At 62.7% G+C, this 12,461-nt stretch carries 11 protein-coding genes; 10 read left to right on the top strand and 1 reads right to left on the bottom strand.

Features of this window, described 5'->3' with window-relative positions; all coding sequences use genetic code 11:
- Positions 1-31: 31 nt before the first annotated feature.
- The 5 genes from pbpC to HY896_00095 all read left to right on the top strand — a co-directional run bounded on the left by pbpC (position 32) and on the right by HY896_00095 (position 5,960).
- On the top strand, positions 32-2,227 hold the full coding sequence (pbpC, locus tag HY896_00075) for a penicillin-binding protein 1C (GenBank protein ID MBI5574743.1): 2,196 nt from the start codon (positions 32-34) through the stop codon (positions 2,225-2,227).
- A 121-nt stretch (positions 2,228-2,348) separates the two neighbouring features.
- Positions 2,349-3,431, top strand: coding sequence for a class II fructose-bisphosphate aldolase (locus tag HY896_00080; protein MBI5574744.1), 1,083 nt, complete (start codon positions 2,349-2,351; stop codon positions 3,429-3,431).
- Positions 3,432-3,453: 22 nt separating this feature from the next.
- Positions 3,454-4,005 (top strand): 16S rRNA (guanine(966)-N(2))-methyltransferase RsmD, encoded by a 552-nt coding sequence (rsmD, locus tag HY896_00085; GenBank protein MBI5574745.1) that lies wholly within the window; start codon positions 3,454-3,456, stop codon positions 4,003-4,005.
- Between the two features lie 40 nt (positions 4,006-4,045).
- The gene (gene coaD / locus HY896_00090) at positions 4,046-4,537 is read left to right on the top strand and encodes a pantetheine-phosphate adenylyltransferase (GenBank protein MBI5574746.1); all 492 of its coding nucleotides are present in this window, start codon (positions 4,046-4,048) and stop codon (positions 4,535-4,537) included.
- A gap of 226 nt (positions 4,538-4,763) precedes the next feature.
- The gene (locus HY896_00095; protein ID MBI5574747.1) at positions 4,764-5,960 is read left to right on the top strand and encodes a pyridoxal phosphate-dependent aminotransferase; all 1,197 of its coding nucleotides are present in this window, start codon (positions 4,764-4,766) and stop codon (positions 5,958-5,960) included.
- A gap of 251 nt (positions 5,961-6,211) precedes the next feature.
- Here HY896_00095 and HY896_00100 read toward each other — a convergent pair whose 3' ends face one another.
- Positions 6,212-6,631 (bottom strand): NUDIX hydrolase, encoded by a 420-nt coding sequence (locus tag HY896_00100; GenBank protein ID MBI5574748.1) that lies wholly within the window; start codon positions 6,629-6,631, stop codon positions 6,212-6,214.
- Positions 6,632-6,702: 71 nt separating this feature from the next.
- Here HY896_00100 and HY896_00105 point away from each other — a divergent pair, with 71 nt between their 5' ends.
- Genes HY896_00105 through HY896_00125 form a run of 5 tightly spaced genes read left to right on the top strand, consistent with a single transcriptional unit; the run spans position 6,703 to position 12,461 of the window.
- Positions 6,703-7,377 (top strand): LysE family transporter, encoded by a 675-nt coding sequence (locus HY896_00105; protein MBI5574749.1) that lies wholly within the window; start codon positions 6,703-6,705, stop codon positions 7,375-7,377.
- A 29-nt stretch (positions 7,378-7,406) separates the two neighbouring features.
- A complete protein-coding gene (locus tag HY896_00110; protein ID MBI5574750.1) occupies positions 7,407-9,905 on the top strand; it encodes a nucleotidyltransferase in 2,499 nt (832 codons plus the stop codon).
- Positions 9,902-10,549: an MBL fold metallo-hydrolase gene (locus tag HY896_00115; protein ID MBI5574751.1), complete on the top strand. Its 648-nt coding sequence runs from the start codon at positions 9,902-9,904 to the stop codon at positions 10,547-10,549. Before HY896_00110 ends, HY896_00115 begins: the two co-directional genes overlap by 4 nt.
- 8 nt (positions 10,550-10,557) lie before the next feature.
- Positions 10,558-11,754: a bifunctional phosphopantothenoylcysteine decarboxylase/phosphopantothenate--cysteine ligase CoaBC gene (gene coaBC, locus HY896_00120; GenBank protein MBI5574752.1), complete on the top strand. Its 1,197-nt coding sequence runs from the start codon at positions 10,558-10,560 to the stop codon at positions 11,752-11,754.
- Complete coding sequence (locus HY896_00125; GenBank protein MBI5574753.1) at positions 11,751-12,461, top strand: uracil-DNA glycosylase; 711 nt, start codon at positions 11,751-11,753, stop codon at positions 12,459-12,461. Before coaBC ends, HY896_00125 begins: the two co-directional genes overlap by 4 nt.

Consider the following 12,461-nt stretch of genomic DNA (forward strand, 5'->3'; position numbering starts at 1 on the left):
GGATCGCTGCGCTGGAAAGGGAAAGGATCCCATGAGCGAACAGGTGGGATATAATCGCCTCGCGAAAGCGGCTGTCTTGCTTGCGCTCGGCGTTTTTCTCTCGGGGCTTGCCGCTCAATCCTTCAAGTCGCTCCTTCCGGTGTCCGGCGCCTTGCCGTCGTTCCGCACGGTTCGGGAGTCCCATCGCCCGTCCGAGGGCGTTCTGCTCGACCGTCACGGCGTTCCGCTCCAGGAAGTGCGTTCGGATTTCCAACGCCGTATTCTTCCGTGGGTTTCCTTTTCGGATGTCTCACCTTCGTTGATCGCGGCGGTCCTTCGATCCGAGGACAAGCGGTTTTACGGGCACCCCGGCGTCGACGGTCTCGCGGTCGTTTCGGCGGCTGCCGGGAACCTGCTCCACGGTGGGAGACGGGGAGCGTCGACGATCACCATGCAACTTGTATCCCTTCTGGACGGAAGCGGAAAAAAACGAAAGGGGGCGGGCAGGATCCTTGCGAAAGTGCTCCAGGCGAGGTTGGCGCTCCGCCTCGAACGGGAGTGGACGAAAGACGAGATCCTCGAAGCGTACCTCAACCGGGTGACGTTCCGCGGAGAGCTTCAGGGGATCGCGGCCGCAACGCGCGGCATGTTCGACAAGGATCCGAGCGGCCTGGACGCGGCGGAATCGGCCGTCCTCGCTTCCCTGATCCGCTCGCCCAATGCTTCGCCGTTCTCCGTGGGCCGGAGAGCGGCGCTTCTCTGCTCCGCGCTCGGATGGACTGTGTCTGACGGTACCCTGGAATCCATCGCCCGGGAACGGCTTCATGCCCCTTTTTCGGTGAATTCCCGTCATGTCTTTGCCTTTCATGCGGCGCGAATCCTCGTTCCGGGCGCGGGAGAGAGGATCGTTTCCACGCTCGACCTCGAACTCCAAAGGAAGGCGGCGGTTGCGCTGTCCCAACAGGTCGGCATGCTATCCGCGCAGAACGTTCATGACGGGGCTGTGCTGGTGGCGGAGAACTCCACAGGCGATATCCTCGCGTATGTGGGCGGCACGGGCTCCTTCTCGCAAAGTCCCTTCGTGGACGGCGTACGGGCCAGACGGCAAGCTGGTTCTACGCTTAAGCCGTTCCTGTACGGGCTGGCCATCGAACAGCGGATATTGACAGCGGCGTCTCTCATGGACGATTCCCCCCTGGACGTTCCGACAGAGCGCGGGCTATATGTGCCCAGAAACTACGACCGGGAATTTCGGGGAACCGTCACCTTGCGGACAAGCCTTGCTTCCTCGCTGAACGTACCCGCCGTGCGGTCCATCCTCCTGCTGGGACCGGACGCCGTTGCACGCAGGCTTGCCGCGTTCGGGTTCGACCTGACGGGGGGAGGTGAAGATTACGGCGCCTCGCTGGCGCTGGGAAGCGCCGACGTGACTCTCTTCGAGCTTGTCAACTCGTACAGGGCGCTTGCCAACGGTGGTCGTTGGAGTCCGATGACACTGCGCCTTGAGGAAAAGCGCAGGAATTCAAGGAAGGCAATGAGCCCGGAGGCGGCATTCATTGTTTCCGACATCCTTTCCGATCGTGGAGCCCGCGGCGCGGCATTCGGGCTTGCCAGCCCTTTGTCGACTTCCTTCCGGGCGGCGGTAAAAACCGGAACCAGCAAGGACATGCGGGACAACTGGTGCGTCGGGTTCTCGGACCGTTACACGGTGGGGGTATGGGTTGGAAATTTCGGCGGCGCGCCGATGTGGGACGTCTCGGGTCTTTCTGGAGCCGCTCCAGTCTGGCGCGAGGTGATGGCCTTCCTCCACGAGGGGATTCCGGCGCGCCCGGCGGCGCCTCCTTCCGGGATAGTCTCACGGCGAGTAGAGTTCCCTGGAGGGATAGAGTCTGCCAGGGATGAGTGGTTCATCGCCGGGACCGAGCCGGTGCGCGATGTAAAATCTGCGATGGCTCTTCTTCCACCCCGGATCACTTACCCTTCAGAGGGGACGGTGGTCGCTCTGGATCCTGATATCCCCGTCGAACTGCAAAGGATCTTTTTCGATGCCCGGGGCGCAGATCGGGAAATGTCCTGGAGGCTGGACGGGCAAACCTTGGGCAAAGCCGGAGATCCGATTTCCTGGCGGCCCCAACAGGGGACGCATACACTGGAGATAATTTCTTCCGACGGGCACACGGCGGACAGTGTCCGCTTTCACATCCGTGGCCGCCTGCCGGAATCCGCCCGGAATACATCCATGAATTGACATATGCGATACGTTCAGGCAGCACGGATTACCGACACACTTTTGATTTGCCCTGATCCGCCTTGACGCGAGAGCCTGAAATTCCAATAATGATGGAGCTATTACCAATGGAGGTCGCTAAATGGATTTTACGGCGCTGAAAAAGTTCGTGCCGGCGAACGCAGCGGAGAGGATTCCCGCGGGCAACCCCGCCTGCCCCGTGAACGGCCGGGATGTCTTCAAGGCGCTTTCGCCGCACAAGGTCATCATGATGGCATGCAACATTCGGATTCCCCTGGTGATTCCGGGGATCATGAAGGCGGCGCAGGAGCTGGGAGCCGTGGTGGCGTTCGAGTTGGCTAAGACGGAAGGCAACATCGACGGCGGCTACACGGGGATGAACCCGGAAATATTCGTCGACACGATCCTTGCTTATGCAAAGAAGGTCGACTTCACCGTACCCTTCGTCATCCATGGGGACCACATAACGGTGAAGAATACGTCCGACAAGGAGATCGGGGACGCCCGGGCGCTGATCGCTGCGGAGCTTGCCGCCGGATACACGTCGTTCGCGATCGACGCCTCGTTCAACCAGATACCGGATAACGCGCGGATCACCGCGGAGCTGTCCGTTCCCATCTGCAAGCGGGGGCTGGGGCTGGAAGTGGAGGTGGGGGAGATAAAGTCCGCCGGCAGCCAGTCGAACCTCTCCACCGTGGCCGAGGCCGTGGAGTTGATGGATAGGCTCTCCGCCGCGGGAGTGTCGGCGGACCTGCTCGCGATCAACAACGGCTCCAAGCACGGCAACTACCTCGAGGGCGAGAAGATATTCATCGACCTCGAACGCACCGGGGAGATCCATGCCGCGGTGCACGGCCGGTTCGGAGTCGACATCGCGCAGCACGGGATCACCGGCACGCCGCTGCACCTGATCGGGAAGTTCGCCGACTATGGCATCCGCAAAGGGAACGTGGGGACGCAGTGGCAGAATGTCGCCCATGAGAACCTGCCTCCCGAATTGATGCTGAAGATGCGCGAATGGGCGAAGGCGGCCGGGAAGGACATCAAGTTCGCCACGAAGCAGTTCAAGAAGGAGATCGACGGCGTCCCGTCCCCGTTCGCCGGGAAGATCGAGCAGGCGGCCTTCCGGGAAGCCAGGGAGCTTTTCCTGGCGTTCCGCGCAGAGGGTACGGCAAAGATCGTCGCAGACAGCCTCGCGGGCTGACCGCCGCATCGCAGCGGTCGTCTTGCGGATCATCGCGGGTATATGGAGGGGCAGGCCCCTTCGGGCGCCCAGGGGGCTTGCCGTCCGCCCCACTTCCGACAGGGTGCGCGAGGCGATATTCGACCTTCTCGGGAATGATGTTTCCGGCGCGGCGGTGCTGGATCTGTTCGCGGGCAGCGGCGCCCTTGGGATCGAAGCGCTGTCCCGCGGCGCGTCGAGGGCCGTTTTCGTCGAGTCGGATCCCGCGGCGTTCGCGGTGCTGGAAAGGAACCTCGAAACACTCGGGGCGGCTGATGCGGAGACGCTCCGCATGGACTACCGGCAGGCGATTCGCCGCCTCCGGGCCCGGGCGATGAGGTTCCGCCTCGCGTTCCTCGATCCTCCTTACGGGAAGGGGCTGGCGGCCGAATCCGCGGCGGGGATCGGCCGGGCGGGGCTGGTGGAAGACGGAGGGACCGTCGTTGTCGAAGAGGCCTGCCGGGCGCCCGACGCCGTATTCCCTGCGGGATGGACTATCGAGACGGACCGGAAGTACGGAGACACGCGGGTGATGGTGTTCCGCGTCTCCGCCTGACGGCATTGCAGCGCTTGCAGCGAACGCGAAAGGAGATACAATGAGGACGATCGCGGTATACCCGGGCTCGTTCGATCCCCCGACCGTCGGCCACCTCGACATCATCGACCGGTCGTCGCGGGTCTTTTCGCGGGTGATCGTCGCCGTCGCAACGAACATACGGAAGAACGTCTGGTTCACCCCGGCGGAACGAATGGCCATGCTGCGCAAGCTCACGCGGGGCCATTCCAACGTGGAGATCGATTCCTTCGGGGGGCTGCTCGTGGACTACGCGAGGGAAAAGGGCGCGCACGTCGTGATGAGGGGCCTGCGGGCCATCTCCGACTTCGAATACGAGTTCCAGATGGCGCACATGAACAAGAAGCTGGCGTCCGAGGTGGACACCGTCTTCATGATGACGGGCGAGCGATATTCCTACATAAGCTCCAACATCGTCAAGGAGATCGCGAGCTTCGGCGGGAAAATCGACGACCTGGTCCATCCGCTGGTGAAGCGGGAGGTCCTGAAGAAAATCGAGAAACGCAGGAAATGAAGAACTTAGCCCGCTTTTCTCACCACGGTTCGTCGCGAGGCGGTGGAGACGGGTATGGATACAAGGCGTCGCGACCGAGGGCACCGCAGGCGTAGTTTACACTACGTCGAGGAGCCCGACCGAGCGCAACGCAGTAGACATGCCCGTATCCGCCGCCGTAGCAGAAGCGTGGTGAGAAATGCGGGTTAGTGCCGGACACCGCAACCGTGGAAAGGAGCGAATCATGATGAAACTGGCAGGCAGAGTGAAGAAGATCAAGCCCTCCCCGACGCTGGCGATCACGAGCAAGGCGAAGGCGATGAAGGCGCAGGGGATCGACGTGGTCGGCTTCGGCGCGGGCGAGCCGGATTTCGACACCCCGGTTCACATCAAGGAAGTCGCGAAGCAGGCGCTGGACGCGGGATACACGAAATACACCCCCGTTCCCGGCTCGCCGGAGCTGAAGGACGCGATCATCGCGAAATTGAAGCGCGACAACGGGCTCGAATACAAGCGCGAGAACATCATCGTGTCCCTGGGAGCCAAGCATTCCATCTACAACGTGGCGCAGGCCTTCTTCGACAAGGGCGACGAAATCATCGTCCCCGCCCCGTACTGGGTCTCATACCCGGACATCGCGCTCCTGGCGGGCGCCACGCCGGTGATCGTCGAGACGGCGCAGAAAAACGGCTTCCGGATGACCGCCGCGCAGCTCGACAAGGCCATAACGCCGAAGACCAAGTGCGTGGTCCTCAACAGCCCCTCCAACCCTACGGGATCGGCCTATTCGAAGGAGGACCTGGCGAAGCTTGCGAAAGTGATCGTCAAGCGGAACGTGACCGTCCTTTCCGACGAGATCTACGAAAAGCTCGTCTACGACGGGTTCGAATTCGCGAGCATCGCCTCGCTGGGCGAGGAAATCAAGAAGCGCACGATCGTCGTCAACGGCCTGTCGAAGGCGTTTTCGATGACGGGATGGCGGATCGGCTACGTCGCGGCGGACAAGGACCTGGTCGCGGCAATGAACAACATACAGAGCCAGAGCACGTCGAATCCCGTCTCCTTCTGCGACAAGGCTGCGATCACCGCGCTCAACGGCCCGCAGGACTTCATGAAGGAGTGGGTGGCCGAGTTCGACAAGCGGCGCCGCTACATCGTGGACAGGCTGAACAACATCCCCGGCGTCTCCTGCCTGCTTCCGCAGGGCGCATTTTACGTCTTCCCGAACTTCTCCAAGGTATACGGGAAGAAGACGCCGTCGGGGAAGAAGATCGAAAACTCGTCCGACCTGGCCGCGTACCTGCTGGAAGAGCACAAGGTCGCGTCGGTCCCGGGCGTTGCGTTCGGCGAGGACGCCTGCCAGCGCCTCTCTTATGCGACCTCGATGGCCAACATCGTAAAGGGCATCGACCGCATCGAGTCCGCCGTCAAGGCCCTCAAATAACCCGAGGGAAGAAAAAAAACGGGCAGGAATGTGGCCGGATGCCCTGTAGGCGAGCCGCCGAGACGGGGTGCCCCTGCGGGGGCGTCGAGCGACGAAGTGGGAGCCATGGATGGCGGAGCGAGGAGCTCGCGAGCCGCAGCCCGGCCATGGACGGCCGGGCAAGGCGTCCCCCGCGAGGGGTACCCCGTGAGGCGCACGAGCCAGCGGTGAGGTATCCGACTACGGCGGGGCCAATACCTTGACTTGTGAGGTTACAGCGGCCGCTCCCCGGTCTTCCTGAACCTGAAATAATCCGCCAGTATCTGCGCGTGGTCGAAGGCAATGGGTGAGGGCAGGTCGCGCTCCCCGAACAGGCGGGCCTCCGCGGCGTCGTCGCCTCCTAAAGGCAATCCTTCCGCTTTGGCGATGTAAACGGTCGATATCGTGTGCTTTCTTTTGTCGCGAGCGGGGTCCGAATAAACTCCCAGCAATGCGGTCAGCTTCACATGGAGCCCCGTCTCTTCCATCGCTTCCCGGACTGCTGCCTGAGGTGCCGTTTCTCCGGCGTCGATGAACCCTCCCGGGAGCGCCCATCCCGCCGGGGGATATTTTCGCCGAACCAGGATGATGCGGCCTCCTACTTCGATGATGACGTCTACTGTCGGAACGGGTGGGGATGGCGTCACGGGAATCACCTCGAATCGGGCAGCAAATGCTGCGATAGTGAACGGACGAACGCCGGATTTGTGCTATAAAATTTTATATGAATTTCGCCGATCCCGCCGCTATCTTCGTCTCCTCGTTCATCATCGGCCTCTCCGGCGCTATGATGCCCGGGCCGCTGCTCGTATGCACGGTACGTGACACCACCCGCCGCGGCTTCGTTGCCGCGCCGTTGCTGGTGCTTGGGCACGGCATCCTGGAACTGGCGCTCGTTGCGCTTCTGCTGTTGGGGATCGCGGAGTGGCTGAAAGGGGATATCGCAACCATCGTAATAGCCCTGGCAGGATGCGCGGCGCTGTTCCGGATGGCTTACGGGATGGCGCGGGAAGTCCGCACCCTGCGGTTCGATATCTCCGGCGGCACGGAGACGGAACCGGCTTACGGCGGGGCTCAGGCGTGGTGGCGTCCGGTCGCCGACGGAATCCTGGCCTCCATCAGCAATCCCTATTGGTCCCTGTGGTGGGTGACGATCGGCCTCGGCTATCTCGCCGTTTCCAGCGTGCATGGGATCTCCGGCGTCGTGTTCTTCTTCACCGGTCACATCCTCTCCGACGCCGCCTGGTTCATGTTCGTCGGATCCGCGGTCTCCGTGGGGCGAGGCAGGTTCACCGACCGTATCTACCGCGGTATCGTGGGCGTCTGCGCCGGTTTTCTCTTCTTCTTCGCCGTCTCGTTCGGGTACTTCGGAATGTCGAAGCTTCTCCGCATGTTGTGAGCCGGATTCCGTCGGAAGGAGGCCAGACCATGAAAGCTGTCGTGATGGCCGGTGGGTTCGGAACGAGGCTGCGCCCGCTCACGGAAAAGCTGCCCAAACCCATGGCTTACGTGGCGAACCGCCCGATGATGGAGCACGTGGTGCGGCTCCTCGGGAAAGAAGGGATCCACGACCTCGAGGTTCTGCTCTACTTCTACCCGGAAAAGATTATGGATCATTTCGGGGACGGCTCGAATTGGGGGATGAGGATCAATTACATCGGGGCGGAGGCCGACTACGGGACCGCGGGAGCGGTGAAACTGACCGAGGAGCGGATGGACGGCACGTTCCTTGTGATCAGCGCCGACATCATCACCGATTTCGACCTTTCGAAGGCTTTCGATTTCCACCGGGAGAACCGCGCCGCCGCGACGATGGTCCTCACGCGGGTGCCCAACCCCCTCCAGTACGGGATCGTCCTCACCGAGACGGACGGCAGGATCGTCCGGTTCCTCGAAAAGCCCTCCTGGGGGGAAGTGTTCTCGGACACGATCAACACGGGCATCTACATCCTCGAGCCCGAGGTGCTTTCGCTCATTCCCGCGAAGAAGAACTTCGATTTCAGCAAGAACCTGTTTCCCGCGATGCTTTCGCGCGGAGACCGCCTGTTCGGGTACATAGCCGAAGGGTACTGGAAGGACGTGGGGAACCTTTCCGAGTACCTGAACGTGCACCTGGACATCCTGGCGGGGAAGGCGGCGATCGAACTGGACGGCAAGAAAGTGGGGGCGGGAAACGTCTGGATCGGTGCTAACACCCACGTCGATTACACCGCCGAGCTGAAAAACGTCCTGCTCGGGGAAGGGTGCACGGTCGGGGGCGGAGTCGTGGCGGAAAACTCGATGCTGGGGGACGGGTGCATCGTGGAGGACGGCGCCGTCATCCAGTCGTCGGTCGTTTGGCCGCGGACGGTTATCCACAAGGGAGTGCGCCTGCTCGAGAACATCGTCGGCGCCGATTGCGAGATACGCGGCGGCGCGTTCCTCGCCGAGCGGGCGGTCGTGAGCGACCACTGCCGGATCGGGACCGGGGCTGTCGTGAAGGCGAACGTGAAGGTTTGGCCGCACAAGGTGGTGGAGGACGGCGCGGTCCTGTCTTCTTCGCTGATCTGGGGAGAGAAGTGGGCCCGATCCCTGTTCGGCGCATACGGCATCTACGGATTGGCCAACCTGGAGATCTCGCCGGAGTTCGCGGCCAAGCTGGGCGCCGCCTACGCCGCAACATTCGGCAGGAAGGTGGTCCTCTCCACCAGCCGGGACAGCCACAAGGCTTCGCGGATGATCAACCGGGCAATAATGACGGGGATGCTTTCCGTAGGCGTCGACGTCCACGACTACGGCGTGACGCCGCTTCCCGTGGTGCGGTTCCTCGCGCGCAGCCACCGGGACGAGCGAGGGGGCGTGCACACCCGGAAGAGCCCGTTCAACCCGAAGTTCATCGACCTCAAATTCTTCGACGACACGGGGCTGGACCTTTCGATGGGGATCGAGAAGAACATCGAATCCCTTTTCTTCCGGGAAGACTTCGTGCGCGCGGAAATCGAGGAGACCGGCCAGATCTCTTTCCCCGTGGGCGGGTTCGATACCTACGTCGACGGATTCGTGAAGTCCGTCGAAGCGAAGGCGATCCGGAGCCGTGGTTTCAACGTCGTCATCGACTATTCCTACGGCGGATCCGCGCTGATCTTCCCGCGCATCCTGGGGCAGTTGGGCGTGGAGACGGTGGCCCTGAACGCCATGCTGGACCCGAACAAGATCACCAGGACGCAGGAGGAGTTCGAAAAGGGCCTCCATCACCTGTCGGCCATCGCACGTTCGCTCTCCGCCGACTTCGGGGTTATGCTCGACACGGGAGGGGAGAAGATCTTCCTGATCGACGAGAAAGGCGCCGTCCTGCCGGACTGGGTGGCGATCCAGGTCTTCACCCTGCTTGTCTGCCGCCAGAGCCGAAAGGGGCTTGTGGGGGTTCCCGTGACCGCATCCCGGAACGTCGAAAAGATCGCGGGGAAGTTTGGTATGGACGTGGTTCGCACCAGGACCCTCCCGCGCTCCCAGATGGAAACGGCCGCGCGTGAAGGAGTGGTGTTCGTGGGAGACGGCAGCGGGGGATGCGTGTTCCCGAGGTTCCAGCCCGCTTTCGACGGGATGTTCGGGATCGTAAAGCTCATGGAACTGCTTGCCGGCGAGGACCGCGCTCTGTCCGACGTCCTCCGCGAGATCCCCCCCACGGCGTTCGTCCAGAAGAAGATCCCCTGCGCCTGGGAGAACAAGGGCGCACTGATGCGTTTCCTGGCGACCCATGCCAAGGGGAAGCCGAGCCAGTTCGTCGACGGTGTGAAGATTTTCCACGGGGAAGACTGGGTGCTCATCTACCCGAGCCAGGACGAGGCCTACTTCCACCTGTGCGTCGAAGCGGAAGCGCGGAAGACCGCCGAGGAGCTCGCCGCACATTACACCGAACTGTTCAACACCTGGAGCGCGAAACTGTGAAAGGAAGCGATCCGTTCCGGGTGCACGTATTGGAGGTCGGGCCGCTCGCCGTCAACTGCTACCTTCTCGAACACGTGCCGTCGCGGAAGGCGGCGGTGATCGACCCGGGCGACGACGGGCCTTCGATCCTCTCGCGGATCGGGGAGCTCGGGCTTGCGGTGGACAAGATCCTGCTGACGCACGGCCATTTCGACCACGTGGGCGCGGTGGCGATCCTGAAGGAAAAAACCGGAGCGGGGGTATATCTTCACGAGGCGGACGTTGCGAGGATGAAGTCCGCGAGGCGGCAGGGGCTCATGTTCGGACTGTGGGTGACGGACCCGCCTCCGCCCGACGTGCTCGTGGCCGACGGCGGCAGGGTCCCTTTCGCCGATGGGGAGCTAAGGGTGGCGCACACGCCTGGGCACACACCCGGTTGCGTATCCTACATAATGAAAAACATGGCATTCGTCGGAGACCTTATTTTCGCGGGGTCTATCGGCAGGACCGACCTGCCCGGGGGAGACTACGACACGTTGATCGCAGCGGTGAGAGAGAAGATCTTCGTTCTCCCCGACGACACGGTGCTGTTCCCGGGCCACGGGCCGGCGACGACCGTGGGCGAGGAGAAGCGGTCCAATCCATTTTTCACGGGGGGCTGGTAGCGATGGGCATTTTCTCCGGCAAGGAGATCGTCCTTGGAGTTACCGGCGGGATCGCCGCCTACAAGGCCTGCGAGATCGTCCGGGAGCTCCGCAAGGACTCGGCGAACGTGCATGTAATCCTCACGCAGTCGGGGGCGCAGTTCATAACCCCGCTGACGCTCCAGACGTTGTCGAAGAATCCGGTCGTCATGGACATGTTCAACCTGATCTCGGAGTCGGAGATCGGGCATATTTCGCTTGCGCAGAGGGCTCACCTGCTGATGATCGCTCCGGCCACGGCGAACATCATCGGAAAGGTACGCGGCGGAATCGCGGACGACATGCTGTCGACGGTGGTCATGGCGGCCACGGCTCCGGTGCTGTTCGCCCCGGCCATGAACACGCAGATGTACGCCTCCGCGGCGGTGCGGGAGAACATAGGGACGCTCAAGGACAGGGGATTCCACTTCGTGGAGCCGGACGAAGGAGAGCTCGCCTGCGGCACGGTGGGACCCGGACGGCTTGCCGATGTGGGAAAGATCCTGGAGATGGCGCGCATCGTCCTTACGGAAAAGCCCCTGGGGGGAAAGAGGGTGGTCGTCAGCGCCGGGCCGACGGCGGAATCCCTCGACCCGGTCCGCTTCGTCTCGAACCGCTCTTCGGGGAAGATGGGTTTCGCCATGGCGCGAGCCGCCTGCCGCATGGGCGCGCAGGTCACGCTGGTCTCGGGGCCGACGGCCCTGCCCGATCCTCCCTTTATTTCGACGGTACGGGTTCGCACGGCGGAGGAGATGTTCAAGGCCGTCTCCCGCGTTTCCGAAAACGCCGACGTCGTGGTGATGTGCGCGGCTGTCGCCGATTTCAAGGCGAAAAAGGCCGCCGGCGCGAAAATAAAAAAGGAGGATTTCGACTACAAGGTCGAGCTTTCCCCCACGGTGGACATCCTGGAGACGCTCGGAAAGAACAAGGGAAAGAAGATACTGGTCGGGTTCGCGGCGGAGACGGACGATCTCGCCCGCAACGCGCGGGAAAAGATGCGGCGAAAGAACCTGGACGCCATCGTCGCCAACGACGTTTCCCGGGCCGACATCGGGTTCGAATCGGACGACAACGAGGTGCGCATATTCTTCCCCGACGGAGAGATCCGCGAGCTGCCGCTGGCCACGAAGGACGGCATCGCGGCGGGAGTCTGGCTGGCTCTCAACGGGAAGATGTTCCGCAAATGAGCGGGAAAATTTCAGCGAAAATGGTTGCCGCGTACCTGAAGGAGATCGGCGTCGACTTCATCCCGAAACCTGTGAGGTTGGCTGCACCGGCAACGCACCCGGATGTGCTGCCTTCGGAATCGGCCGGCGCCCACGTGTCGAAAACCTCCCCGACGGGGGAGGCGCTGGATGACATCAGGAGGGAACTGCTGGAGTGCGGCAGGTGTCCGTTGTGCGACGGGCGCCGCAACCTGGTCTTCGGCGTGGGCGATCCGCACGCGCGGCTCATGTTCGTGGGCGAAGGGCCGGGCCAGGAAGAAGACAGGCAGGGGGAGCCTTTCGTCGGAGCCGCCGGCAGGAGGCTCAACCAGTGGATCGCCCGCCTGGGGCTCGCGCGCAAGGACGTGTATATCGCGAACATCGTCAAGTGCCGTCCGCCCGACAACCGCGCCCCGCTGCCGGCGGAAGCCGCCGCCTGCATCCCTTTCCTGAAGCGCCAGATCCGCGCGATCCGCCCTGATGTCCTTTGCGCGCTCGGCTCCGTCGCGATGCAGTACCTGCTCGACACGAACGAGAAGATCACGAGGGTTAGGGGGAAATGGAGGCAGTTCGAGGGTATTCCCGTGCTCCCCACGTACCACCCGGCTTACATACTGCGCAACCAGACGCGTGAGTCGGAGGTTTTCGCCGATTTCGACCTTCTCGCGGAACGCCTCGTCCTGAAGTGA

The sequence above is a fragment of the Deltaproteobacteria bacterium genome, assembly GCA_016218975.1.
In the GTDB taxonomy this organism is placed as follows: Bacteria; Desulfobacterota; Deferrimicrobia; order Deferrimicrobiales; family Deferrimicrobiaceae; genus JAENIX01.